A 25,551-nucleotide genomic window follows, 5' to 3' on the forward strand; every position below is an offset into this window, starting at 1 on the left:
CTGTTTTTAAAATACTATTCAAAATTTAATCAGAGAGCGTTTTATGGCCTTAATATCGTTACGTCAACTTCTAGATCACGCCGCTGAGCATAGCTACGGTGTTCCTGCCTTTAACGTCAATAATTTAGAGCAGATGCGTGCAATCATGATGGCGGCGGATGCTTGTGACTCACCTGTCATCGTCCAAGCCAGTGCTGGCGCACGTAATTATGCAGGGTCGGCGTTTTTACGTCATCTGATCATCGCTGCTATCGAAGAGTGGCCGCATATTCCAGTGGTTATGCATCAAGATCATGGCATGTCACCCGCTATCTGCCAGCGCTCAATCCAGCTTGGTTTTTCGTCAGTCATGATGGATGGCTCGCTGGGTGAAGACGGCAAAACGCCAATGGATTATGATTACAATGCTAGCGTTACTCGCGAAGTGGTTAAGATGGCACACGCTTGCGGCGTTTCTGTAGAAGGCGAGATTGGTTGCTTGGGCAGCCTTGAAACCGGCATGGCAGGCGAAGAAGATGGCTCTGGTGCAGAAGGTGTACTGGGTCATGAGCAGCTCTTGACCAGTGCTGATGAAGCCGAGCAATTCGTAAAAGACACGAATGTCGATGCGTTAGCGATTGCTATTGGTACGAGCCACGGCGCTTATAAGTTCACGCGTCCACCGACAGGCGATATCTTGTCGATTGAGCGAGTAAAAGAGATTCATGCGCGCATTCCTAACACCCACCTTGTCATGCATGGCTCGTCATCCGTACCGCAAGAATGGTTAAAAGTCATCAATGAAAATGGCGGTGACATTGGTGAAACTTATGGTGTGCCGGTTGAGCAGATCGTTGAAGCGATCAAGCATGGGGTACGTAAAGTAAATATCGATACTGATTTGCGTCTAGCCTCAACAGGCGCTATCCGTGAATTCCTTGCTAACAACCCAAGTGAGTTTGATCCACGTAAATACTTCAAAGCCTCTATGGTCGCGATGTCAGATATCTGTACCAATCGTTTTGAGGCGTTTGGTTCTGCTGGTCAAGCGCATAAGATTCGCCCAATCAGTCTTGAAGGTATGGTGGATTTTTATCAGTAAATTACACTGGTAAAAGGTGGTCATGGCCCATGTGACGACAGTGTATTTCATTTTTATAATAGCCCTTATAAGAGGTAGTACGTGATGATAGGATTGATTACCGGACAGGTGCAGTATTTAATGGCACCCACGGCCTGTATCATGACAACCTCGGGTGTGGGTTATGATATCGAGCTGCCACTGCCGTCATTTTGCCAATTGCATCTCAATGAGCAAGCCAGTATTTGGACGCATTTTCATGTTCGTGAAGATGCGCAGCTGCTATATGGTTTTATCGACCGCAAAGAGCGCGATGTTTTTCGCCAGTTAATCAAAATCAACGGCGTGGGCGCAAAAATGGCGCTAGCGATGCTGTCGGCGATGTCAGGTGCTGAGCTGAAGATGCATGTTGAACAAGAGTCAGAAACTGCGTTGACTCGTATCCCAGGTATTGGTAAAAAAACAGCTCAGCGTTTGCTTATTGAGCTAAAAGACAAGCTTAAAAACATCGAGGTTGATAGCAGCGCTTTGGAGTTGACCCCGCAGAGGGCAACGGTTTCTCACGAAGGCAGTATCATCGCTGAAGTCGAGGGCGCCTTGATGAGTTTGGGTTATAAAGAAAAAGAGGCGCAGCAAGCGATTAAAGCCGCTAAGAGTAAAGGGGATACGTTTGCTGATACTCAAGGCTTATTAAAAGCCACGTTACAGCAGCTGTCTGGTTTTTAAATCGTTTTTCTTAGCTGTCTACGATGGTAATCACATAATATATTGAACAGATAAGCGACATTCAGTGTCGCTTATTTTCGTTTTGGTATCCACTGAGTGATGTTTTGCATGACTTATGCGCAGCGTTTGGTTATGCTATTTGTTACCTAATTTTTTAATATAATGATAAGTTCTATGATGCAAGATCGATTGATTAATCCGCTAGAAGGAGCAAGCGATGCGCCTGATGCCAATATTCGTCCGGCATTACTGGCTGAATATATTGGGCAGCCGGTGGTACGTGAGCAGATGGAAGTTTTCATTGGTGCCGCAAGAGGACGAGATGAGGCGCTGGATCACACCCTAATATTTGGTCCACCAGGCTTAGGTAAGACGACGCTCGCCAATATCATCGCTCGTGAAATGGGTGGTAACCTGCGGTCAACGTCAGGCCCTGTGCTTGAGCGTCCAGGCGATTTGGCCGCCATGCTGACCAACTTAGAAGCAGGTGACGTCCTATTTATTGATGAAATACATCGTTTGAGTTCGGTTATTGAAGAGATACTTTATCCGGCAATGGAGGATTTTCAGCTGGATATTATGATCGGTGAAGGGCCTGCTGCGCGTTCTATTAAGCTTGATTTGCCGCCCTTTACATTGGTGGCGGCAACCACCAGAGCAGGGCTGCTGACCTCACCATTACGCGATCGTTTTGGTATCGTACAGCGGCTTGAATTTTACAATATTGCTGATCTGACCACGATTGTGAGCCGTGCTGCCCGCTTGATGCGCGTGCCAATGAGTGAGGACGGCGCGGTTGAGATTGCCCGCCGTGCTCGTGGTACCCCAAGGATTGCCAATCGCTTATTACGCCGTGTGCGTGATTATGCCGAAGTCAAAGGTGACGGTAGTATCAATGGCGCGATTGCTGGCAGTGCTTTAGATATGCTGGCAGTCGATAGACGCGGTCTGGATCATTTAGACAGACGCTACATCGAGATATTGCACGAGCGGTTTGATGGTGGTCCTGCTGGAGTCGAAGCGGTGGCCGCCGCCATGGCGGAAGACCGTGGCACGCTTGAAGATGTGATAGAGCCTTATCTTATTCAACAAGGCTACGTACTGCGTACCGCACGTGGACGCGTGCTGACCCAAATGGCAATTGATCAGATGTTATAGAACCAACTTTTATAGTATCAAACTTAAAAAATGCGCCCAATTTTAATCATGAACATGAAAATTGGGCGCATTTTTTTGTTTCAGTGTTGGCTTTCGTATTTGATTGTTGTGGAGTTATTGGAGCGTAGTCAAAGCATCAGGCCATATTTTACCTGGGTTAAGAATATTATTAGGGTCAAGGGCAGTTTTAATGGCTTGCATGAGTGCCAAGGCATTGCCGTGTTCCTGTTGCATATATTTTTGTTTGCCTTGCCCTATACCGTGCTCACCCGTACAGGTACCATCCATCTCTATAGCGCGCTTGGCTAGGCGGCCGATAATACCGTCAGCGGTTGCTATTTCTTCAGGGTTATTGGTATCGACCAACAAGAGAACATGAAAATTGCCGTCACCAACGTGGCCGACGATAGGCCCAATCATGCCAGATACTTCGATATCTTTGGCTGTCTCACTGACGCATTCTGCTAAGCGTGAGATAGGCACGCAGGCATCGGTTGATAAAGCACTGGCTTCAGGTCGCAGAGCAGAGCTGGCATGATAAGCGTTATGCCGTGCTTGCCAAAGACGTTTGCGCTCAGCTTCACTGGTGTCCCAAGCGAAGTCGTGACCACCAAACTCTTCGATGATACCGGTAAAGATTTGTACCTGTTCACGAACGCTCACTTCTGTACCGTGAAATTCGACAAATAACGTTGGCGTTTCGGCTAATTCAAGATTGGCATACTGATTACAAGCTTTTATTTGCATGGCATCGAGTAGCTCAATACGGGCGATGGGCAGACACATCTGAATGGTTAACATCACTGCCTGACAAGCGTCTTCAATGGTTGGAAAATGACAAATCCCGCTACCAATACATTCACTGATACCAAACAGTTTAAGCGTTACTTCTGTGACGATACCCAGTGTTCCTTCTGAGCCTATCATTAGCCGTGTTAAGTCATAACCCGCCGCCGATTTTTTGGCTCGTGTGCCTGTTCGAACTATCTCGCCACTGGCAGTGACAACCTCAAGTGCCAGTACCACGTCTTTCATGGTGCCATAGCGTACGGCATTGGTCCCTGATGCGCGGGTAGCAACCATGCCGCCGATACTTGCATTAGCGCCTGGATCTATCGGAAAAAACAATCCTGTGTCACGCAAGTAATGATTTAACTGCTCCCGTGTCACCCCAGGTTGCACGGTCACTGTCAGGTCTTCATTATTGACTTGCAAAATCGCATCCATGGCATGCATGTCGATACACAGTCCGCCGTAAGGTGCGTTTAATTGTCCTTCCAAAGAGGAGCCAATACCGAAGGCAATCACGGGCATCTGATACTGATTGCAAATCTCTACAGCAGTGGCGACTTGGTTTTTGTCTTGTACGGTTAACACGGCATCAGGTGGCTGGTTAGCGAGCCAAGTCATGGTGTGACCATGCTGCTCGCGTACCGTTGTGTTAGTACTTAACTGTTTGCCAAAACGGGATTTTAGAGCAGCAATAGCAGCACTGTGGTCTGGCTTCACGGTGTCACTAAGGGGTGAAACAGGCAGAGATGACATGGTTAACTCCTACATATAAGAGGTGTGCTTAAATGAGCAAGCACTATGGCTATGACACGTATCAGGGGCTACGCCAAGATACGCCAAACAACAACGATAACAGCCAATAGATAAAAGATAGGGGCAAGCCAGCCAACTTGTGTCGCAATGGCAATAAACACCGCAAATCCTGCAAGTGCTATCCAATCACGGCGTCGATCATTGAGCAGATCAGCTCGTATTTGCTGTATTTCTCGCAACTGACTGTCTTGTCTTGATCCTTGCATAGCCAGACTTTGTAACCCTTGGTCTAGTAGTTTGGGGATATCAGTGGTGGATAATAAAATCTCTGGTAACTGCTGGCGTAACTGCTGCAAATTACGCATCGGGTCCAGTTGTTCTTTGATCCAACTGCTTAAAATGGGTTTGGCAAGTGACCAGATATCGAGGTCAGGATACAAGTCGCGTCCGAGGCCCTCAACATGCACTAAGGTCTTAAGCAATAGCATAAGCTGCGGAGGAATACTCATATGATGGCGACGTGCGATGTCTAAAATTTGCATCAACACACCGGCAAAATCGATGTCATTAATAGATTTTTGCAGCATTGGACCGACAGTGCGCTTCATATCGCGCATCAAGGCATGTTTGTCAGTATTTGGTGGTATCCAGCCGGCACGACTCACAATATCAACCATCGCAGTGAAGTTATTATTCATCACGGCCAGTAGCATACGGGCGACGATGAGTTGATCGTCTTTTGATAAAGTACCCATGATGGCGCAGTCAAGACCGATATAGCGTGGTTCGTGCCCTAAGTCAACCGCTGGCATATCTGCAGGGAGCGTTTTGACTGGCGGCGTTTCTACGAAGACATTGCCCGGATGCATGTCGGCATGAAAAAAGTTGTCGCGAAACACTTGCGTAAAAAATATGGTCAAGCCTTTTTTTGCCAGTGTGGCGCGATCGTAGCCGAGTTTGTCAAACACCTCCACTTGCGAGATAGGGACGCCTTGAATGCGTTCCATAATCATCACATTTTTGGCGGCATCATAGACTTCAGGCACATACATCAATGCAGAGCCTAAGAAGTTATTGCGCATTTGCGTGGTGTTGTCTGCCTCAAGGGTTAAATCTAGCTCATTTAACATCACTTGGCGATAGTCTTCCACAATATCAATGATATGTACGGCGCGTGCTGCTTCAATACGCGCAGACGCCCAATTGGCAAGCTCTCGTAACAGCTCGAAGTCAGCGACTATGGTGGTGCGAATATCGGGACGCACTACTTTTACCACCACTTCACGGCCATCATGCAGGGCGGCTGTGTGTACTTGGGCGATAGACGCTGCGGCTAGCGGCTTGACATCAAAACGCGCAAACAGCGTGTCAATAGAGTGGCCGAGACCGTGTTTGGGGTCTTGGATTTGCGCGATAGCAGTATCAGCGTCAAAAGGTTTGACCTTGTCTTGTAGTTGTACCAGTTGCTCAATAATTTCAGGTGGTACCAAATCACGGCGAGTAGAAAGCAGCTGGCCGAGTTTCAAAAACAGCGTGCCCATGTCTTCAAGCGCGTATTTAATGGCATTTGGCTGGTGCTTTTTGCCCCAAGCTGCCGGATGCAAACGGATCAACCGTACTAAAGGTTGCAGTTGCGGGGCTTCTTCAACAGAAAAATGAGTATCAATGCGATAGGTTGCGGCGATACGCCAAAGCTCAAGTAAACGGGCGCGATGAGATAATAGCATGAGGTATAGGTACTCTAAAGAAAGTCAAAAATTGGACAAGGCTGCGCTTATGCATAGATCATGATTAACCGATGACAGCGCTTAACGATTATTGATTAATTGCGCTTGCTCATCTTTGATAGCAGCAAGTCTGGCTTCTTCACGTTCGACATCAGCACGCAGCTTTAACAATTGCTGCTTGAGGTCGTTTACTTCTGTCATCTCAGCCGGATCGGTAGGGCTATTGCCTGCCACATCATTGGCCCAATCGCTTACATCATCAAAAGCTTGTTTGGCGCTATGACGCCAGCTGCCTTTAAGCTGCGATATGAGCAGGTGCAACTGGCTGGCCATCGGTTTGCCAATAAAAGGCTCAAGCTGACCTGCGACATCGGGGTCAAACCCTGCCACCAACTGCTTAAGCTGCATCAATACTTTGTAATCACCAGAGATAGGTAAGTTACCTTCAGTGCCGCACATCAGGTTGAGCAGTTGGGCGGGATTGTCGACGGTGATGCTACAGTCTGGGCGACTGTGACCCATACGTGCGCGCTCCATACTGGCTTTTTGACGCTCATCCATCTGGCCACTAGGTTCAAACACACTATCTATCGTCACAGGCTCAAAACGCAGACGCTCATCAGTAAATAGGATATCCAAGTTAATGTCAGGCGCACCCATATTGAGTCGTAGCACTTTGCCAGCGAGCGGTGCAAGCCCAGCTTTGGTAATCTCATCACTTGCAATAGCAAAGTTAATCAGCTTTTCGGCACCCGCCAAAAGTAAGACAGTCAGCATAAAGGCTCTCGCATCTTTAATTGAGCGCCTTTAGACAGGCGCAGCGTTTATAGGATCAGTGGTTACGATTATTTGGTGTCGTCATTGATAGGCTATCGTGACACTTTTTTCGTTAAGCTTTAAAGCCACGATGGACGGCAACGATACCAGCCGTTAGGTTGTGATAATCACAGTTTTCAAAACCCGCTTGTTGCATCATCTGTTTTAGCGTCTGCTGATCAGGGTGCATACGAATCGATTCAGCCAAGTACTGATAGCTCTCAGAGTCATTGGCAATCAGCTTACCCATAATCGGTAATGCGGTAAAAGAGTATAAATCATAAGCTTTAGATAATGGCTCAAATACAGGTTTTGAGAATTCTAAAATCAACAGACGACCGCCTGGTTTGAGAACGCGATACATGGCTTTTAGGGCAGCGTCTTTGTCGGTGACATTGCGCAGACCAAAGCTAATGGTGATCAAATCAAAGCTTTCGTCGTCAAAGGGCGCTAAGGTTTCAGCGTTTGCTAAGACAAAATCAACGTTATTACAGCCTGCATTGATCAAACGCTCACGACCGACTTCTAGCATTGCAGCATTGATGTCTGACAGTACAACGTGACCGTTTCTACCGACTTCGCGGCTAAAGACTTTGGCCAAATCACCTGTGCCGCCAGCGATATCGAGTACATGTTGACCCGAACGCACCCCTGATAAGCTGATGGCATAACGCTTCCACAGACGATGAATACCAAAAGACATCAAGTCATTCATGATGTCATATTTTTTGGCGACTGAAGTAAAAACATCAGCCACCCGTGCTTGTTTCTCAGCCTTATTGACCGTTTTATAACCAAAATGCGTTTCTTCATTCCCATCAGTATCAGGCGTGTGCGGATTGTTGATGTCATCACGCTGATTGAAGCGCGTTTGTTTGGTGCTCTGTGTGTCAGATTGTGCCGCGTCATTATCGGTGCTGCTATTGACGTTGTGACTGGTATTGTTATTTGGCATAGTGGTTTGTTGGCCTTGTGGCGTTCCAGTTGGTAGGTCTTGGACGTGCGTAAAATCATTAGCATGGCTGTTTTTTGTCACAGCCTTGGCGTTCACTGTATGAGGTGCTGGGCTTTGGCGGGCTTGGGCTTGCGCGCTAATGCTTTGGTTGTGAGTAATACTGTCTTGTACCAATTTATCTTGTAAGTGGCCGTTGCTCGTAGCGCTTTGGCTTAGGTCAGCGTTGTTATTATTTGTGTTATCGGTCATAACATTGTCCTATTATTCGTTTTTGTGGCAGTCTTTTTATGGTTATCTTTTTGAAAGGTGTCAGCGTGCGCCAAACACCTCATGGATCCTATGATACACCAAACGCCACTAGCTTACCGCCATTATCCTTGTCATGAACTTGGTCAATAATCATCAGTTCACGCTCACAAAACGGCTCAATAAAACTGCTCACACTTTTTAGAGGCTTCATGGCTTTAAAGCCGGTATCAATGAAGTCATAAAGTGGTTGGAAGTTATAACGGTAGGCGGTGCCCTTCGCTAAGGCAAACGCTTTTTTGAGCATAAAGGAGTTCAAATGTTTGTCAGTGCGGTAGCAGACTTCTTTGAGGTTAGCAATCTGTACGCGGCGTTCATCTGCTTCATCGACCGCGAGGTAGGCGGCCAGCATGTTGTCTTCGTTGACAGGTAAGTCTTGAGCAGACAACCACTGGGCCAAATGCAAGTCTAGCTCAATGGCTAAAATTGCCGCTTGGATGCCCATGCTACCAGCTTCTAACGCTGATTCTTTAGCAAGCCGTTCAAGTTTTTTAGCCTTGGGAAGGATGCGTTCTAGCTGCTGCGCCAGTAGTTTAAACTCATCTCCACCATATAATTGGGTCAGGAAATAGTCTGCCATGAGTTGGTTTTTGGGTTGTTCAAACAGGTCGCTATGAGTACGCTTAAGTCTTGATTGCTGCCATTTTTGTACGTCATTGAGCTTGGTGTTTAATTCAGCGTCTTGATGGTGGGGTAGCGCCCAAAAACGTACTAAATGTTGTTGTAAATCAGCTAGAGCAGACATGAAAAAATCCTCTATAAAAGTAAAGATCTTGATGAGATCGAGAGCAAGGTGGGCAGTACTGAGTGCTAGGTTTTTTTATACTGAATGGTATCTATTAAAGCATGTGTCTAAAATTGTGTTCACCTTAAAAGAAAATAAAGCAGAATACAAATGTCAAACTGTTACATAGCAGCGTTATTTACTGCATGAGCCGAATGCTATGATTGAGCTGACGAGTTTTCAATCATAAGAGGAGTCCAGTTATGAGTAAAAAGAATCATACGACTGAACCGGTAGCACCACAAGCGGTAAGTGCACAATTTAGCGATGAGGTGATCAAACAGCGCTTAACCCCCAATCCTCTCAGTCAGTTTTCTATGGATAAAGACTCGCTTAGATTGGCACTGGTCACGGCCCAATACGCTCTGCGCGCCACGCGGCAACAAACGCCGTCCACCACCAATAAACCCACCGGACTACTGGTGCTGGTCAACGGCATGGAGCAGGCGGGTAAGGGGACAGCCGTCAAACAACTACGGCAGTGGGTAGATCCACGGCTTTTAAAAGTTGAGGCGACCATTGGCTATTGTCCCTTAAACTATCAGCCTATTTGGCAAGCCCATACCAAAGTGATGCCGCGGCACGGTGATGTAACGGTGTATTTTGGCAACTGGTATGCTGACTTGCTTTACAACGTCATGCGTATGGCAATGTCAGACAGCGAAAGTGGAGATCAGCCCGCAAAAGACAAAAGTTATAAAAACATAAATGATCTTCCCACTACGACATGGCAGGACTATTTACAACAGCAACTCATTGAACTACAAGCGTTTGAAGATGACCTTATAGCCAATCATACCAGAGTGTTAAAATGTTGGTTTCATGTCGATGTTGATACCTTACAAAATCGGCTAAATGACGCTGAGGCTGACCCACAGTTTTTGTATCAAGTGGATTGGCACAGTAAAAAAGTTGTCGAAAAATTTAATGAAGTGGCCACGATTCTGCTGCGACAACAGGATGACTGGATTGTTATAGATGGGGAGGATAAGTCGCAAGCCGCCGATCATTTCTGTCATGAAGCACTGCATGCGATGCAAACCGCGCTAGTAAGTAGCAAAACAAGCGCTGACACGACGGAAAACCAGACTGCGTCTATTAAAGAGGCTCTATCTGAGACACCAGATGCTGGATGGCAAGCTGAGCCATCACCTGCACCAGAAAAATTTGAACCTGTAAACATACCTGATTGCTTAAAAGATATCGATGATACCAAAGTAGATAAGGCTGACTATCGTACCGCATTGGCAGAAAAGCAGGCTCGTCTCGCTGAATTACTGCGCGCGCGCAATGGTCGTCACATCGTTTTTGCCTTTGAGGGGATGGATGCGGCTGGCAAAGGCGGGGCGATCAAAAGATTGGTGGCGCCGCTCGACCCACGCGAATATCAAGTTTATAATATCGGGGCGCCAATGCTATATGAAGCACAGCATCCTTATCTGTGGCGATTTTGGACAAGATTGCCCAATGAGCAGACAGATCGCATCAGTCGCATCGCCATCTTTGATCGTACTTGGTATGGGCGCGTGTTGGTTGAGCGTATCGAAAGCTTTGCAAGTAGTGCGGAGTGGCAGCGAGCGTATGATGAAATCAATCGTTTTGAGGCGGACTTAACCAAAGCTGGTACAATAGTCATTAAATATTGGCTGGCCATCGACAAACAAGAACAGCTTAAACGTTTTAAAGCGCGTCAAAACACACCGCATAAGCAATTTAAGTTAACGGATGATGATTGGCGTAATCGTGATAAGTGGTCAGAGTATGTGCAATCAGCAGCTGACATGCTGGCACGTACCGATACAAAAAATGCCCCTTGGTGCGTCATAGCAACCAATGAAAAACGTCAGGCACGTTTAGAGGTTTTAGATCATGCGATTAAGCAGCTATCAGCAGCGCATGAAAGCTAACGCACCATGGATGAATAAATGCTTGTAGTGGTTTATACAATTTCATAAACGAAAAATTTCATAAACGAAACGAGCAGTTCGTGCCCCAAGAGTCTATGCAAAAACTCTACCCCATGAGCATGTCATGGAGAGTGGAGCCACGGTATTATCTGGGTCACACACGGGCAGTTACAAATATCGCAATATCATCATGCATTATGTGTTTATATTTAATATAATAGGCGCGTTATTGGCTTCTACTAAGTACTAAACTCACTTAGCAAGCAGAGTATGCTTGTCGTTAAACACGCATGTCTTAACAACTTGAACAAAGCTTGTTACAGTGCCAGTTATCAATACCAAAATTATCACTATAAAAAATCTAAGCCGCAAGATGCTGTAATCAGATGATTTGGCAATAGCACTTGCGGCTTTGTGACATGTTGAATGATGTTTTTTTACGCTATCTGCTGCCTATCAGTAAAATCAAATGTTAAAGAGTAGCTAAGAGCGCACGGGTAGGACATCAAAACAGTCGTGAGAAAAGACACTATTTAAAAAGCACGTTGCGCGTTTGCTATACGCCCTCTTAATGTCACATGCCATAATCAGCAGTATCAATAGCAACGCCATGTCATCAACCGCATATAATTTCAATCAGCTTACGCAGGACGTATCAACGTATGGGTATTAGCAGCAGTTCTACAGAGTCGACCAAATCAATCGGCTCTATGAGAGTAAATCTATTTTTTGCCATTTTACTGATTGCGATGACCGCCTACTTTTTGTGGTGGGGTCTAGATTACACAATGCGTCAACAGACGACGCTATTTATTGTAGCAACCGCTTTTGGTGTCTTTATGGCATTCAATATTGGTGGTAACGATGTCGCCAACTCTTTTGGTACGTCAGTCGGTGCAGGCACATTAACCATTCCTCAAGCATTAGGGGTGGCAGCGATATTTGAGGTATCGGGGGCCGTATTGGCAGGTGGTGAGGTGACCGACACGATTCGTAAAGGTATCGTTGATTTAGATGGTTTGTCAGTCACACCCAATCAGTTTATTTATGTCATGCTTTCAGCGCTTATTGCGGCCGCGTTTTGGCTGCTGTTTGCTACGCGCAAGGGGTTGCCGGTATCGACCACCCACTCTATTATCGGCGGGGTCGTTGGTAGTTCTATCGTTCTAGGGTTTGATTTGGGCGGGAGCGCTACAGCGTTTTCTACCGTTGATTGGGGCACCATTGGCACCATCGCTATTTCTTGGGTATTGTCGCCACTATTGGGTGGTGTATTGGCCTATGTGCTGTACGGACAAATTAAGAAAAACATCATTGAGTATAATGATAGAACAGAGGCGCATATTGGTGAGCTAAAAGCCAATAAAAAAGTCTTAAAACAAAATCATAAAGAGTTTTTGGATGGGTTGACAGAGTCAGAACAACTGGCCTATACGTCCGCCATGTTACGCGATCAAGAGATTTATAAAGACGATGACTGCGTCGTTGAAGACCTAGAAACTGACTATTATAAAAAGCTTTATGAAATCGAGAACGAGCGCACTAACCTTGATACCCTAAAAGCCCTGAAGCAATGGGTGCCTATCATTGCAGCATTGGGCGGGGCGGTCATGACTTCTCTAGTCGTGTTTAAAGGGCTCAAAAACGTCAATAACAATCTGACGACGTTGCAGGGTTTTTTGATCATGGGGATGATTGCTGCGCTGGTTTGGCTGGCTACCTTTATCTACACCAAGACTATCCGTGGTAAACATAAAGAAGACCTTACTAAGGCGACTTTTATTATGTTTAGCTGGATGCAGGTCTTTACCGCCTCAGCCTTTGCGTTTAGTCATGGGTCGAATGACATTGCCAATGCCGTTGGTCCTTTTGCAGCCATTATGGACGTTATTCGTACCAATGAGATCGCTTCACAAGCTGCCGTTCCTCCCGCTGTCATGTTGACCTTTGGTGTGGCACTGATCGTCGGTCTTTGGTTCATCGGTAAAGAAGTGATTCAGACGGTGGGTACCAATCTAGCGAAGATGCACCCAGCTTCCGGCTTCTCAGCTGAACTGGCTGCTGCTGCTGTCGTTATGGGAGCGTCGACGATGGGTCTGCCAGTGTCGAGTACTCACACATTAGTTGGTGCAGTACTTGGCATCGGTATTGTTAATAGAGATACCAACTGGGCACTAATGAAGCCAATCGGCTTAGCTTGGGTGATTACGCTTCCTGCAGCCGCTACCATGTCTGCAATCAGTTATGTCGTACTCAAGCAGATCTTTTAAAAATGCAGCATCCCATAGATTTACGGGCTAACTGAATACCAGAAAAAACGCTTATTGGCATCATACCGATAAGCGTTTTTTTATGTTAGTTGTACGTTTAATCGGTACCAAATTGTTGGCGTTTTTTGGCAAAGAAGCGGTCTAAACGATCCATTGCATCTTCTAAGTCATGAAGGTTTGGTAAGAAGACCAAGCGGAAATGATCGGGCTTGTCCCAGTTAAATCCTGTGCCTTGTACCATTAAGACGTTTTCTTCAATCAGCAAATCCATCATAAAGTCCATGTCGTCTTCAATAGGGTAAACCTCAGGGTCCATCTTGGGAAAACAGTAAAACGCGCCTTGCGGCATGGTGCAAGAAATACCTTTGATGGCATTAAGTCGTGATACTGCCATTTCGCGCTGCTTATACAGGCGACCTTTTTGAGACGTTAAATCCTTCATACTTTGGTAGCCGCCCATCGCTGTTTGGATGGCATATTGACCTTGGACGTTGGAACACAGACGCATAGAGGCCAGCATATCTAAGCCCTCAATAAAGTCAGCCGCGTGTTGCTTGCGACCTGATACCATCATCCAGCCTGCGCGAAACCCAGCGATACGGTGCGATTTTGACAAACCATTGTAGGAGAGGACAAGCACATCGTCGGTTAAGGTACTCATTGGCGTGTGGGCCATATCATCATAAAGAATGCGATCGTAAATCTCATCGGCCATGATGATTAAGTCATGCTCTTTAGCGACTTCAATAATCTGTCGGAGTACGTCATCGCTATAAAGGGCACCCGTTGGATTATTGGGATTAATGACCACAATCCCCTTGGTTTTATCGGTGATTTTAGATTTGATATCTTCGATATCAGGGTGCCAGTTGTCGTCTTCATTACAGCGATAATGCACCGCTGTACCACCCGATAGATTGGCCGCTGCTGTCCAAAGCGGGTAGTCTGGCATCGGAATCAACACTTCATCACCATCGTTCATCAAAGCCTGCATGGTCATCACAATCAGCTCAGAGACCCCATTACCCAAATAAACATCACGGACATCGACCGCTGACAACAACCCCTTTGATTGGTAATACTGCAATACCGCCTTACGTGCTGAAAAAATTCCTTGCGAGTCAGAATATCCTGTGGCTTCAGACAAATTCATGGTCACATCACGCAAAATCTCATGAGGCGCTTCTAGTCCAAAGGGGGCGGGGTTACCGACGTTAAGTTTTAATATACGTTTACCTTCTGCCTCCATTCTATTAGCGGTCTGTAATAGAGGGCCGCGAATGTCATAGCAAACGTTTTGTAGTTTATCGGACTTTTTTATTGTACTCATAGAGTGACCACTCATCGGGTTGTTTTGTGAATGTTTGCGAGTATCAGAGGCTGTGTGTGCGACATTTAAATGAGGCGGGTTTTTATCATTAGATTGGTTTTGCCGCTCACCGCGTAATAGATATCCTTCGCTACAGCCCAAGATACGCGCTAGGGTTGGTAGCTTAGAGGACACAATGCCATTTGTTCCACGCTCCCAATTAGAAATCGCGCCGCGACTCACCTTGGCACCGGCTGCTGTCATCGCTTGGGCTAATTGCTCAGCCGTGAGTCCTTTTTCACGGCGCAACCGCACCAGTCGTTCCGCTTGCGTACTGTTACTATTGTCATCAGACATAGCGATCTAAGCCTTTATAATCAGTGAGTTTGTAATAGATAAGCTAAAGTACAAAATGTGCATCGTTTTATTTGAACACCAATGCAAGATATTATTGCATAATGAAGGCGATTGCAAGGCGTTATTCATTCAAAATTACTCATGAAATGCAAGTATAACTTGCATTTATAATTAGTTCATTACTGTCTCTGTCACGAGATACTGATAAAAACACAAGCTTAACGTAGCCAATCTCGCTTAAAATAGGGAAACCAAACAATATTGGCAGCACTCTTTGTGCATGTGACTTGAATAGTGAGTCGATAACCAGCAGATATACAGCATCGTTCTTATAATAAAATGACGATAAAACGGTTACAGAGATGAGATCATAAATACTCGAATAAGGATACATTATGCAAGACAATCAACTAAGCAAAGAAGAAATCAGCCAGTTAACCGAAGCTGACTGGAAAGAGCGTCTGAGCGCTGATGAGTATCATGTGATGCGCGAAAAAGGCACAGAACGTCCGTTTACAGGTGTCTATAACGATGCGACTGATGATGGTATTTACCGCTGTAAAGGCTGCGGGGCCAGTTTGTTCGACTCATCTAGTAAATTTGATGCCAGCTGCGGTTGGCCAAGTTTCGATCAAGGCATCGATAACAACGCGATTGAAGAGCATGTCGATAACTCGCTAGGTATGACTCGTACAGAAGTAACGTGTAGCAACTGCGGTGCCCATTTGGGTCACGTTTTCCCTGATGGACCGCGTGAGACCACAGGGATGCGCTACTGCATCAACTCTGTTTCTATTGATTTGGATAAGTCTGAGAAGTAGTATCGACTCTTGCAGTCAGTGACATAATGTTAGAGGGATAAAAGGGAAGCGCGTGAGGCTTCCTTTTTAGTATTATTTATACGGTGAATGAGGTATAAATGCTTAATAGACACCCCCAACAAATCAGTCAATTTAAGGATAAATGATGAGCCCTATTTATGAATTTACTGCTGAGCGCATGGATGGCACCTCACAAGCGTTTTCTGACTATCAAGGTCAGGTGTTACTCATCGTCAATACCGCGAGCAAATGTGGATTTACGCCGCAATTCGAAGGACTAGAAGCGCTGTATCAACAGTATAAAGAGCAAGGGTTGGTCATCATCGGCTTTCCTTGTAATCAGTTCGGTAACCAAGATCCCGGTAGTAATGATGAGATTGGCGCGTTTTGTCAAAAGAACTACGGTGTCAGCTTCCCAATGATGGCAAAGGTCGATGTCAATGGCGATGAGGCGCATCCACTCTTTAAATGGCTTAAAAGTCAAAAGGGCGGTGTGCTCACCGATGGTATTAAATGGAATTTCACCAAGTTTTTGATTGGTAACGATGGGCAAGTTATCGAACGTTATGCCCCAACCACCAAGCCAGACGCGATCAAAAACGATATCGAGCAAGCACTCACCAATAAATAAGTATTGAACCTAAAAAAATATGGGTTTTTTATAAAAATATAAAATCAATAAAAACATATGCTTGCTAGAATTTTTAATAAAAATGCGTAAAATATCGCAAAAACTGGAAAATAGCGTTTGACAGCCAACTGTAAATCTATATAATACACACCCACAGCAACGGAGCTTAGTGACAAACTTAGGGCTCAGTTGATGTTGAATAAATTGCCTAGCAATTGTTCGAAGGGTGATTAGCTCAGTTGGTAGAGCGTCTGCCTTACACGCAGAATGTCGGCGGTTCGAATCCGTCATCACCCACCACTTCTTAGCGAGTGGATAAATAAGCTAAGACGACCTAAGCAGCGGTAGTTCAGTTGGTTAGAATACCGGCCTGTCACGCCGGGGGTCGCGGGTTCGAGTCCCGTCCGCTGCGCCATATTTAAAACGAATTTAGACTATTAAGTTTAAGCAAGTTTCGCCTCAAACATTAGATTGTTTGAGGTTTTTTTGTGTCTGTAGATTTTATTAAGTGTTTGATTTATAATTATTTATTGTTTTTAGGCTGCTTTTGAGCTAGAAAGGAGCTTATCTCCACGTACTTTTTCTAAGGCTGTATTCCCCATTCAATGAAATGAGAAGTGTCTATGACTATTTTTACTACTATGTCTAATAGGAAGTCTTATCGCTATTTACCTACGTTTATTCAAGGGTCGGCTGTTTTTTTAGTAGCTGCTGTGTTATCAGCTTGTGGGCAGTCTGACATCGATAATTCTAATGGCAGCCCTGTTGAGGCAGAGACTACCCAAGTGGCGCAAGTGGTTGTAGAAAATCCAGCAGACAACACAGACCTGCTCAAAAATGTGTCAGCAACCATTTACAAAGATGCCAATTGCGGTTGTTGCAAAGAGTGGATAGAGCACACACAGTCGTATGGCTTACACTCGACTGTCGAGCATCCAGCAGATCTATCACTGATTAAAGATCGTTATGGCGTGCCTGCTGAGACACGCTCTTGTCACACCGCTATCACCACTGATGGCTATGTCTTTGAAGGTCATGTTCCAGCGAAGTACGTCGCTGAATTTTTGCAGAATCCACCGGCGCAAGCCATTGGACTGGCTGTACCGGGGATGCCTGTCGGTAGTCCGGGTATGGAGTATCAGGGTCAGTTTGCACCGTATCAGATCATGCAAATAAACAAAGATGGTACAAAGCAAGTATATGTTGAAGTGGAGTCGGCAGAGCAGCAGTTATAAGCTGATGTCTTCAAACCAAAAACACTTAATTGAAACTTCAATAAATTGGTAACATTGATGGAGACTGACCGATGAATCATGACGAGAAAAACCAGATGAACCCTTATGTGAAATTTACCCTCATGATTCTTACGTCTACTGTGCTGATGTATATCATGATGTATTTCAACACTTATGAATGGGATCATGTGTATTTCAGTGAGACTCGAGTTTACATGGCGCTATACATGGGGGCGGGCATGGCAGTGGTTATGCTGGCGTTTATGGCCAACATGTATAAGAAAACCAAGATTAATTTAATGATTTATGGGTTGAGTATCGTACTGTTTGCGGTAGGTATATGGGGCGTTAGATCACAGCAAACCGTCGATCAGGTCGATTGGATGCAAGCCATGATCCCCCATCACTCGATTGCTATTTTGACCAGTGAGAGAGCGGATATAGAAGATCCTAGAGTAAGACAGCTCGCTGATCAAATCATCGAAACACAAAAACGTGAAATAAGCGAGATGCAGGCACTCATTGAAGATTTAAAATAGATGAGGTGTCAGGTATAAGAGATTTCTCACAACAAACCACCCATAAAAAAACCCCCATCAAAGTGATGAGGGTTTTGGCAAATGCCATAATTGAATCAGAGATGACTCAAGAAATTTACTACTAAAATGTGGCTCTCCAACCTGGGCTCGAACCAGGGACACACGGATTAACAGTCCGTTGCTCTACCAACTGAGCTATTGGAGAATAGGCTGTAAGACTTTAATTTCCTACAACGAGCCTTAGAAGTCTCTAATGAGTTCTTGCTAAGTGGGGCGTATTCTAGCAAAGATAAAAAATACGTCAAGCGTTTTTTTGCATAATTAGTAAAAATTGTCATTTTAATGATGAGTTAGCAGATTTTTACTAAAAAATGGCTAAAACGTCTACAAAAAAAGACACCTTATAGAATATATAGGGTGTCTTTTTCTATAAAAAAACTTATAAGACTAAGTGCCCTTTATGACTTATTCGGCAACGTCTAAGTCAGCCACTGCTTTTTCGATACGTGATAAGGCATCTTTTAAGGTGGCTTCATCGGTTGCGTAAGAGATACGCATGTAACCGCCAAGGCCAAATGCATCACCAGGGACCACGGCCACACCGACTTTGTCTAATAACCATTCTGAAAACTCCGTACATGATGAGAGACCAGCGGCTTTAATGAGTGGTTTGATTTCTGGGTACACGTAAAACGCGCCATCAGGGCGCAGGCAAGTGATGCCTTTAATAGCATTCAAACCGTTAACTACAAGGTCACAGCGCTGCTCAAATGCGGCTACCATCGGCGTGAGGACACTTTGGTCACCACTGATTGCGGCTTCTGCCGCCACTTGGCTAATCGAGGTTGGGCATGAGGTGGATTGTGATTGTACCTTTTTCATGGCACCGATTAGCTTAGCAGGGCCACCAGCATAACCGATACGCCAGCCTGTCATTGCGTACGCTTTAGACACACCATTTAGAATGATCGCGCGGTCTTTTAGCTCAGGTGCTGCATTTAAGATATTGTAGAACTGATCACCCGTCCAGCGGATATGCTCGTACATGTCGTCTGAGGCTACATAGACTTGTGGATGCTTTTTCAGTACTTCAGCGATGGCTTTTAGCTCATCTAACGTATAAATCATACCCGTTGGGTTAGAGGGGCTATTCAATACCAACAGTTTGGTCTTGTCAGTAATGGTAGCTTCCAACTGCTCAGCGGTAATCTTAAAGTTTTGCTCAGCAGGGCATTTAACGATGACTGGCACGCCTTCTGCAATGATGACCATGTCAGGATAGCTGACCCAGTATGGCGCTGGGATGATGACTTCATCGCCTGGGTTGATAAAGGCTTGGGCAAGGTTAAAGAACGACTGTTTACCACCGACCGATACTAGGATTTCGTTTGGCTCATAGCTGATGTCGTTGTCGCGCTTGAATTTCTCTATGATGGCGGTCTTTAGCTCTGGCGTACCATCGACAGCCGTGTATTTAGTAAAGCCGTCATTGATCGCATCGATGGCTGCTTTTTTGATGTGTTCAGGGGTATCAAAATCAGGTTCACCAGCGCCCAAACCGATAATATCTTTGCCCGCTGCTTTGAGCTCTTTGGCTTTATTGGTAATCGCTAGCGTAGGTGATGGTTTGATGTTGTTGACGCGGTCAGACAGTTGCAACTCGCTCATGAGAGATCCTTTTTACATTGGAGTGGGTTAGTGAAGACGTGTTATTGATTATATAAACTGTTAAGGGTTATTAAAACATGACGCCAGACAGCTTCACGCCTTGTCTTTTTAAGCAGTTATCCGTTCAAAGTAATATCTTGACGCAAAAAAGTGCTTGGTTGGGGTAAGGTATCCTCGCTTATTGTGCTATTGCAGAATAGGCGTCGACATATTCCTCCCAGCCGCACTATTTTTCTTTTTAAAAGGGACGTTTTAAAAGGGACGTATTGTGATGGTAGTTAACGCTCAATAATCAGTGAGCATTCAGACCTCTACGCACTTTTGATCTTGGCATTGTAGCATGTGGTTATTGTACTGTCTTATAGGGGTCGTAACAGAAAATGACGAATTTCTTAGCAGGTTTGCCAGCGTGATGACGGACAGATTTAATAGGATGAGGGGCGAAGTGATTGCGAAACCACAACAATAAAATGGTTATTTTACGCTATTATTATTTAGATATATTACATAAAACGGAATTTATTTTAATAAAAATTAACCTGATATTCTAAGTAGAAGCACGAGTCATTAAAGCTTGGGTAAACGGTGATTTTTCCTATAAGTGTGACCAAAAGGAGGTTGATCATGACAGACTCTTCTAAAAAACTGCATATCCTTATTACTGGAGCGACCTCGGGCATTGGTAAGCAGTTAACAAAAGACTATCTCTTAGAAAACCATCACGTGTATGCCGTTGGCCGTGACGATGAGGCGTTGGCTGAACTGAAGTCGCTAGGGGCAGATACCATCGATTTAGATTTAATGAATCGAGAGAAAGTGCTCGCAGCTTTTGACAAAATCAGTGAGGTAGATTTGGCGATTTGTGGGGCGGGTATGTGTGAGTATTTGGACATGCCAAATTTTGACAGTGCGGCGTTTATGAGAGTCATGTCAGTGAATATGGGCACATTATCACATGCTGTTGAGGGCGTGTTGCCAAAGCTGATTGCCTCAAAAGGCCGCTTGGTTGGCATTGGGTCCGCATCTGCTTATGTGCCTTTTGCGCGGGCTGAAGCGTATGGCAGTTCAAAGGCCGCCATCCATTACTTGATGAAAACCCTGCAGATTAGTCTCGCTCCGTACGATGTGGCGGTCAGCTTAGTGGTGCCGGGTTTTGTCGAAACCCCTATGACCAAACAAAATGACTTTCCTATGCCGTTTATTCAGACTCCAGAGCAGGCAAGCCAAGCCATACGCGATGGTATCGAGAGTGGCCATGAGGTTATTGAGTTTCCGAAAAAACTGACTTTACCGTTAAAGGCATTGGGTACGTTGCCGGACTTGGTCTGGCAGCAAGTTAGTGAAAAGCTCAATAAAAAGTGAGGCTCTACAGTAATTTAAAGGACGACTCACCAAGACATAGCTACCCATATAGGAAGGACACTTTATGCCGTTTATTCGTTTTAAGCGTGCAAATAATCAAAAGACCGCGCAAAAACATACGCATACTGCTGAAAATTGTGATGATATCGAAACGGAAAAGCGTGTTGCTATTATCGGCTCAGGTGTGTCAGGGCTGACTTGTGCCCATTATCTTGTGGCGCAGCATGATATCACGGTGTTTGAAGCCAATGATTATATCGGCGGGCATGTCAACACCATCGATGTCGCGCTACAAGATGGCAAAAAGGCAAAGAGCAGCAAGGTAGAGAGCAGTGTGATAGATACAGGATTTATTGTTTTTAATGAGCGTACGTATCCCAATTTCTTTCGTTTGCTTCATGAGTTACAAGTGCCGTTTCAGGCAACGGATATGAGCTTTTCGGTAAAGAATACGGCACGTGCCTTTGAATATAACGGTCATACACTCAACACATTATTGTCGCAGCGAAAGAATGTACTGAATCCAAAATTTTGGCAGTTTATAAAAGAGGTCTTACAGTTCAATAAACACATCAAGCAGCTGCGTCAAGCTTATGAAGCTGCTCGCGCGCACGGGCAAGAGGTGAGTCGTTTCACTGAACAAACTCTCGGTAGTTATCTGGTAAAAAAACGCTATGGTCATCTGTTTACGGATAACTATCTACTGCCCATGGTCTCGGCTATTTGGTCGACCAGTCTGGATGAAGTCCAAGATTTTCCACTGGTATTTTTTGCGCAGTTCTTTGACAACCATGGTTTGCTTGATGTGGTCAATCGGCCGCAGTGGTTTACGATCAAAGGCGGCTCAAAGCAATATGTCAATAAACTGATTCCACGTTTTATCAAAGCGGGTGGCAAGGTGCGAGTCAATAGCCCAGTACAATCCGTAGTACGTGATGGCGAGCAAGTGATTTTGACGGTGCAAAGTAAAGGTAATGCTAATAATCGTAGCGAAAATCTTGTGTTCGATGAAGTCGTCTTTGCTTGTCATGCAGACACCGCCCTCAATATTTTAAAAGATGCCAGTACGGATGAATCTAAAGTATTAAGTCACTTCCGCTTTACCAAAAATACCGCGGTACTGCACACCGATACCAGTGTCCTACCCAAAAAACCACTAGCATGGGCAAGCTGGAACTATTTAATCGATGAAAAATCGTCAGGCCACGTGACAGAAGAGAGGCAAGCTTCTAAAGTCACCGGAAACGTGCAAATATCGAGTAAGCCCGTACTGACCTATCATATGAATATCTTGCAACGCCTGACCAAAAAGCATAATTATTTGGTCACTTTGAATCACCAAATTGATGAGAGACAGGTAGTCAAGCGTATCGACTATAGTCATCCAGTGTTTGATCTAGCGATGATTGAAGCTCAAACCAAATGGTTAAGTATCTCTGGCAACGGTTTGCATACACATTTTTGCGGTGCATACTGGTTCAATGGCTTTCATGAAGATGGCGTACGCAGTGGATTACGTGTCTGTCAGGCGCTCGGTCTTGATATTGATATAAAAGATGAAGCCGATCCATCTCATCTGCCGGATGCTGATAGCGCCCATACGCCATTTCGCTATAAGGACTTACCCGTGAAAGCAGATACAAAGCCACGCAAACTTCATAAACGTCAGGTCACGACGGCGACTACCAATCAAGAGCTGATTGAGTATGTGGCGCATTTACAGTCCGCGACCATTGATAGCGTTCAAACGAGAAGCCGAGGGTTATTTGGCCGTCGTAAAGGGCGGTAATTTTGGGGTTAAAATCAAGTATTACTAACGAAGAGAGCGTTATGTCTAGTAAAGTCCACTCGTCTAACACCTCCGTGCCCCATCAGTTGTTCCACGGCACAACATGGCACAGCAGGCTGCTGCCAAACGTACATAAGTTTAGTTACCCTTATCGTTATTGGGGGATCAATATTAGCGCCTTAGCGGCAGGACAGGCGCTCCCTGACATCAGTACGGCAGCCATTGGTGAAAGTAAAATCCTGAAAAAATTAGGACTAACCTTAATTCTGCCAAAGAGACTATTAGCAATACAATGGCCGTTATTTTCAGTAAAGAAAAAGGCTTTGCAGCAGTTTTGTCCTGATGACTATTTGCAGGGAATAAATAGCCTAAGCAGTAATAATAATACTAATATCAATAGCCAGTTGGATCAGGTTCAAGCACTTAAGCATCGTTTACAACAAGCATTTATCGCTCAAATGGGCAGTGCGCCGTTAGGCGAGACGGTCGGACTTGTGGTTTGTCGCAATGCTGGCCTCTATTTTAGCCCAGTCAATTTTTATTTGGGTTTTGATAAGCAGCAGGTACCCACCCATTTGTTGGCTGAGGTTTCTAACACGCCATGGAATAAGCGTCATTATTATGGGTTTTTGTTAGAAGGTGAGCGTACTGAGTTTTGCCACGATAAAAACTTCCATGTGTCCCCCTTTAACCCTATCGATCAGCTCTATCGTTGGCAGGTGACCATAAAGAGTACAACAAAAGACGAGGCAAAAGGGCAGCCAAACAATGGTTTGCAGGTTCGTATTGCTATTGATATCAGTGATGAGCGCGGTGACGTGTTAAAAACGGGGATAAAGATGTCAGGCACAGCTTTGACTGATGCCTCTGTCCGTCAAAGCTTGCGACAAAACCCCCTCATGAATATAACGTCTTTAACGCGTGTCTATTGGCACGCTTTTAAACTTTATGCGATCAAAAAAGTGCCGTATGTAAACTATGATGAAAAACTGGTCAATAGCCAACAGCACCCAGCAAACACTCAAAAAGCTGACTCTTAACGATGGAGAGCTCAAAGAGTATCAGAAATAAAATACGAGACTACAGAAGGCCTATACAAGGATGAACACACAATGCCAGCACGACCAACCGACCGCGCACCCAGCTCAGCATTAGAGAAACTGTCCGTACGGCTGAACAAAATAGCCAACGAGAGCGCTGTTTTGCGACCCATGAATGAGGGAATAAATCAATTGGCAAGAAAACTCATATTTCGAGCCCTAAAGCACATTCAGTTCGGCCGACTTACCTTAATCGAAGCATTTGGTGAACAGGCACCTACTACAAGCAGCTTTGGTAGCGTGTCATCTAGCGTTGCTAGCAGTTCAGCGGTTGGTCGTCATCCATTACATGTCACCTTGATGATTCATGACAGCGCTGTGTATCGTCAACTGTTACTGGGTGGCTCTATAGCGCTGGCAGACAGCTATATTAATGGTGAATGGGATACGGATGATTTAACGGGACTGATTCGCTTGGCAGCGCGTAACTTGGCATTACTCAATAAACTAGAGAGTCGCTTTGCTGGCGTGAGTAAGGCATTTGAGAAAGCGAAGCATCAACTGCGTAGTAATGATAAATCTGGCGCCAAATCTAATATCCTAGCGCATTATGACTTGGGTAATGATATGTATCAGCGCTTTTTGGACGATACGATGATGTATTCTTCAGCCGTGTATCGTACGCCTGAGATGACACTTAGCGATGCGCAGCAGTAAAAATTGGCGCTTATATGTCAGCGTCTACAACTTACCCCTGATGATCACGTTATCGAAATTGGGACGGGTTGGGGTGGTTTTGCTATTTATGCCGCCCAGCATTATGGTTGTCACATAACAACAACGACCATCTCTGATGCGCAGTATTGTGAGGCGAAGCGCCGAGTCAAAGCCGCTGGACTGTCTGATAAAATCACACTACTTAAGCAAGACTATCGTGAGCTGACAGGGCAGTACGACAAACTGGTCAGTATTGAGATGATTGAAGCGGTCGGGCATGAATATTTACCGACTTTCTTTGCCAAGTGCAATAGCTTGCTCAAACCCACGGGACTAATGGTATTGCAAGCGATTACCTTCAATGACCAAAATTACCAAGACTACATAAAATCGGTCGATTTTATTCAGACACACATTTTTCCTGGTGGCTGTCTGTTATCCAATCAAGAGCTAAACACACAGTTTACTGAGCAGACCGACATGGTCATCAAACAGCTACACGACTATGGCTTTGACTACGCGCACACGCTGAGGGATTGGCGTACCGCATTTATGGCGCAGCGTACAGAAATCAAAGCGCTTGGTTATGATGACGCCTTTATTCGTTTATGGAACTTTTACTTTTGCTACTGTGAAGGGGGATTTTTAGAACGGACCATTGGCGTGGTACAAGTGACTGCAGTGAAGCCTAACAACATTGACACGATGCACTTCTCTGATGGGTCTTTCGATGACAGGGTGAGTGAGGAGCAAAGCTGTCGCTTTATGGATCAACTTATGAACGATAATGACCAAGAGGCGTTCAACCAACATGCGCTACCTTTATAAG

19 protein-coding genes, 3 tRNA genes and 1 pseudogene are annotated in these 25,551 nt (G+C 45.2%); 15 read left to right on the forward strand and 8 right to left on the reverse strand.

Translation table 11 applies throughout. The annotated features are described in order from the left end of the window. The first annotated feature begins 43 nt into the window (after positions 1 to 43). The 3 genes from fba to ruvB all read left to right on the forward strand — a co-directional run bounded on the left by fba (position 44) and on the right by ruvB (position 2,944). On the forward strand, positions 44 to 1,081 hold the full coding sequence (fba, locus tag JFC06_RS05730; protein WP_198334303.1) for a class II fructose-bisphosphate aldolase: 1,038 nt from the start codon (positions 44 to 46) through the stop codon (positions 1,079 to 1,081). A gap of 84 nt (positions 1,082 to 1,165) precedes the next feature. Next, positions 1,166 to 1,786 carry a Holliday junction branch migration protein RuvA gene (gene ruvA / locus JFC06_RS05735; protein ID WP_198334304.1) on the forward strand — a complete coding sequence of 207 codons (621 nt, stop codon included), beginning with the start codon at positions 1,166 to 1,168 and terminating at the stop codon, positions 1,784 to 1,786. 177 nt (positions 1,787 to 1,963) lie between these two features. Next, positions 1,964 to 2,944 carry a Holliday junction branch migration DNA helicase RuvB gene (gene ruvB, locus JFC06_RS05740; protein WP_193006563.1) on the forward strand — a complete coding sequence of 327 codons (981 nt, stop codon included), beginning with the start codon at positions 1,964 to 1,966 and terminating at the stop codon, positions 2,942 to 2,944. Positions 2,945 to 3,058: 114 nt separating this feature from the next. Here the strand turns inward: ruvB and JFC06_RS05745 are convergent, their stop codons facing one another. From JFC06_RS05745 to JFC06_RS05765, 5 genes are all read right to left on the reverse strand, one after another. Beyond that, entirely contained in the window at positions 3,059 to 4,489 is a 1,431-nt protein-coding gene (locus JFC06_RS05745; protein ID WP_198334305.1) for an FAD-binding oxidoreductase, read from the reverse strand. 68 nt (positions 4,490 to 4,557) lie between these two features. Beyond that, positions 4,558 to 6,216 (reverse strand): ABC1 kinase family protein, encoded by a 1,659-nt coding sequence (locus JFC06_RS05750; protein WP_198334306.1) that lies wholly within the window; start codon positions 6,214 to 6,216, stop codon positions 4,558 to 4,560. Positions 6,217 to 6,297: 81 nt separating this feature from the next. Further along, the gene (locus tag JFC06_RS05755) at positions 6,298 to 6,993 is read right to left on the reverse strand and encodes a ubiquinone biosynthesis accessory factor UbiJ (RefSeq protein WP_198334307.1); all 696 of its coding nucleotides are present in this window, start codon (positions 6,991 to 6,993) and stop codon (positions 6,298 to 6,300) included. A 112-nt stretch (positions 6,994 to 7,105) separates the two neighbouring features. After that, positions 7,106 to 8,236: a bifunctional demethylmenaquinone methyltransferase/2-methoxy-6-polyprenyl-1,4-benzoquinol methylase UbiE gene (ubiE, locus tag JFC06_RS05760; RefSeq protein WP_227670150.1), complete on the reverse strand. Its 1,131-nt coding sequence runs from the start codon at positions 8,234 to 8,236 to the stop codon at positions 7,106 to 7,108. 88 nt (positions 8,237 to 8,324) lie between these two features. Next, positions 8,325 to 9,038 carry an FFLEELY motif protein gene (locus tag JFC06_RS05765; protein ID WP_193006546.1) on the reverse strand — a complete coding sequence of 238 codons (714 nt, stop codon included), beginning with the start codon at positions 9,036 to 9,038 and terminating at the stop codon, positions 8,325 to 8,327. 242 nt (positions 9,039 to 9,280) lie between these two features. Between JFC06_RS05765 and JFC06_RS05770 the strand changes: the two genes are divergently transcribed. Continuing rightward, a complete protein-coding gene (locus JFC06_RS05770) occupies positions 9,281 to 10,984 on the forward strand; it encodes an ATPase (protein ID WP_198334308.1) in 1,704 nt (567 codons plus the stop codon). A gap of 662 nt (positions 10,985 to 11,646) precedes the next feature. Next, positions 11,647 to 13,254, forward strand: coding sequence for an inorganic phosphate transporter (locus JFC06_RS05775; protein ID WP_193006544.1), 1,608 nt, complete (start codon positions 11,647 to 11,649; stop codon positions 13,252 to 13,254). 97 nt (positions 13,255 to 13,351) lie between these two features. Here JFC06_RS05775 and JFC06_RS05780 read toward each other — a convergent pair whose 3' ends face one another. Continuing rightward, complete coding sequence (locus JFC06_RS05780; protein WP_198334309.1) at positions 13,352 to 14,920, reverse strand: aminotransferase class I/II-fold pyridoxal phosphate-dependent enzyme; 1,569 nt, start codon at positions 14,918 to 14,920, stop codon at positions 13,352 to 13,354. Positions 14,921 to 15,315: 395 nt separating this feature from the next. On the opposite strand from JFC06_RS05780, the gene msrB reads away from it, so the two are divergent. From msrB to JFC06_RS05810, 6 genes are all read left to right on the forward strand, one after another. Beyond that, positions 15,316 to 15,741 (forward strand): peptide-methionine (R)-S-oxide reductase MsrB, encoded by a 426-nt coding sequence (msrB, locus tag JFC06_RS05785; protein ID WP_198334310.1) that lies wholly within the window; start codon positions 15,316 to 15,318, stop codon positions 15,739 to 15,741. Between the two features lie 145 nt (positions 15,742 to 15,886). Further along, positions 15,887 to 16,372, forward strand: a complete 486-nt coding sequence (locus tag JFC06_RS05790; protein WP_198334311.1) for a glutathione peroxidase — start codon at positions 15,887 to 15,889, stop codon at positions 16,370 to 16,372. A 224-nt stretch (positions 16,373 to 16,596) separates the two neighbouring features. After that, positions 16,597 to 16,672: transfer RNA gene (locus JFC06_RS05795), tRNA-Val, on the forward strand. A gap of 38 nt (positions 16,673 to 16,710) precedes the next feature. Continuing rightward, positions 16,711 to 16,787, forward strand: a tRNA-Asp gene (locus tag JFC06_RS05800). Between the two features lie 208 nt (positions 16,788 to 16,995). Next, positions 16,996 to 17,607 (forward strand): DUF411 domain-containing protein, encoded by a 612-nt coding sequence (locus tag JFC06_RS05805; RefSeq protein WP_198334312.1) that lies wholly within the window; start codon positions 16,996 to 16,998, stop codon positions 17,605 to 17,607. 71 nt (positions 17,608 to 17,678) lie between these two features. Then, positions 17,679 to 18,146, forward strand: coding sequence for a DUF305 domain-containing protein (locus JFC06_RS05810; protein ID WP_226949494.1), 468 nt, complete (start codon positions 17,679 to 17,681; stop codon positions 18,144 to 18,146). A 129-nt stretch (positions 18,147 to 18,275) separates the two neighbouring features. Here the strand turns inward: JFC06_RS05810 and JFC06_RS05815 are convergent. Further along, positions 18,276 to 18,351, reverse strand: a tRNA-Asn gene (locus JFC06_RS05815). A gap of 260 nt (positions 18,352 to 18,611) precedes the next feature. Next, positions 18,612 to 19,814, reverse strand: a complete 1,203-nt coding sequence (locus JFC06_RS05820; RefSeq protein WP_198334313.1) for a pyridoxal phosphate-dependent aminotransferase — start codon at positions 19,812 to 19,814, stop codon at positions 18,612 to 18,614. Positions 19,815 to 20,438: 624 nt separating this feature from the next. Between JFC06_RS05820 and JFC06_RS05825 the strand changes: the two genes are divergently transcribed. From JFC06_RS05825 to JFC06_RS05840, 4 genes and pseudogenes are all read left to right on the forward strand, one after another. Further along, on the forward strand, positions 20,439 to 21,176 hold the full coding sequence (locus tag JFC06_RS05825; protein ID WP_198334314.1) for an SDR family NAD(P)-dependent oxidoreductase: 738 nt from the start codon (positions 20,439 to 20,441) through the stop codon (positions 21,174 to 21,176). Between the two features lie 64 nt (positions 21,177 to 21,240). Then, positions 21,241 to 22,965: an NAD(P)/FAD-dependent oxidoreductase gene (locus JFC06_RS05830; RefSeq protein WP_198334315.1), complete on the forward strand. Its 1,725-nt coding sequence runs from the start codon at positions 21,241 to 21,243 to the stop codon at positions 22,963 to 22,965. Positions 22,966 to 23,006: 41 nt separating this feature from the next. After that, positions 23,007 to 24,005, forward strand: coding sequence for a DUF1365 domain-containing protein (locus tag JFC06_RS05835; protein WP_198334316.1), 999 nt, complete (start codon positions 23,007 to 23,009; stop codon positions 24,003 to 24,005). 360 nt (positions 24,006 to 24,365) lie between these two features. Continuing rightward, positions 24,366 to 25,550: pseudogene (locus JFC06_RS05840) on the forward strand (class I SAM-dependent methyltransferase). Position 25,551 lies beyond the last annotated feature (1 nt).

The organism is Psychrobacter namhaensis, assembly GCF_016107545.1.
GTDB lineage: Bacteria > Pseudomonadota > Gammaproteobacteria > Pseudomonadales > Moraxellaceae > Psychrobacter > Psychrobacter namhaensis.

Coding starts and splice junctions, on each gene's coding strand:
- JFC06_RS05755 (WP_198334307.1), bottom strand. CDS start 6,993: ATGCTGACTGTCTTACTTTTGGCGGGTGCCGAAAAGCTGATTAACTTT.
- JFC06_RS05775 (WP_193006544.1), top strand. CDS start 11,647: ATGGGTATTAGCAGCAGTTCTACAGAGTCGACCAAATCAATCGGCTCT.
- JFC06_RS05810 (WP_226949494.1), top strand. CDS start 17,679: ATGAATCATGACGAGAAAAACCAGATGAACCCTTATGTGAAATTTACC.
- JFC06_RS05765 (WP_193006546.1), bottom strand. CDS start 9,038: ATGTCTGCTCTAGCTGATTTACAACAACATTTAGTACGTTTTTGGGCG.
- JFC06_RS05805 (WP_198334312.1), top strand. CDS start 16,996: ATGACTATTTTTACTACTATGTCTAATAGGAAGTCTTATCGCTATTTA.
- ruvB (WP_193006563.1), top strand. CDS start 1,964: ATGCAAGATCGATTGATTAATCCGCTAGAAGGAGCAAGCGATGCGCCT.
- fba (WP_198334303.1), top strand. CDS start 44: ATGGCCTTAATATCGTTACGTCAACTTCTAGATCACGCCGCTGAGCAT.
- JFC06_RS05790 (WP_198334311.1), top strand. CDS start 15,887: ATGAGCCCTATTTATGAATTTACTGCTGAGCGCATGGATGGCACCTCA.
- JFC06_RS05770 (WP_198334308.1), top strand. CDS start 9,281: ATGAGTAAAAAGAATCATACGACTGAACCGGTAGCACCACAAGCGGTA.
- JFC06_RS05750 (WP_198334306.1), bottom strand. CDS start 6,216: ATGCTATTATCTCATCGCGCCCGTTTACTTGAGCTTTGGCGTATCGCC.
- msrB (WP_198334310.1), top strand. CDS start 15,316: ATGCAAGACAATCAACTAAGCAAAGAAGAAATCAGCCAGTTAACCGAA.
- ruvA (WP_198334304.1), top strand. CDS start 1,166: ATGATAGGATTGATTACCGGACAGGTGCAGTATTTAATGGCACCCACG.
- JFC06_RS05830 (WP_198334315.1), top strand. CDS start 21,241: ATGCCGTTTATTCGTTTTAAGCGTGCAAATAATCAAAAGACCGCGCAA.
- JFC06_RS05835 (WP_198334316.1), top strand. CDS start 23,007: ATGTCTAGTAAAGTCCACTCGTCTAACACCTCCGTGCCCCATCAGTTG.
- JFC06_RS05745 (WP_198334305.1), bottom strand. CDS start 4,489: ATGTCATCTCTGCCTGTTTCACCCCTTAGTGACACCGTGAAGCCAGAC.
- JFC06_RS05825 (WP_198334314.1), top strand. CDS start 20,439: ATGACAGACTCTTCTAAAAAACTGCATATCCTTATTACTGGAGCGACC.
- ubiE (WP_227670150.1), bottom strand. CDS start 8,236: ATGACCGATAACACAAATAATAACAACGCTGACCTAAGCCAAAGCGCT.
- JFC06_RS05780 (WP_198334309.1), bottom strand. CDS start 14,920: ATGTCTGATGACAATAGTAACAGTACGCAAGCGGAACGACTGGTGCGG.
- JFC06_RS05820 (WP_198334313.1), bottom strand. CDS start 19,814: ATGAGCGAGTTGCAACTGTCTGACCGCGTCAACAACATCAAACCATCA.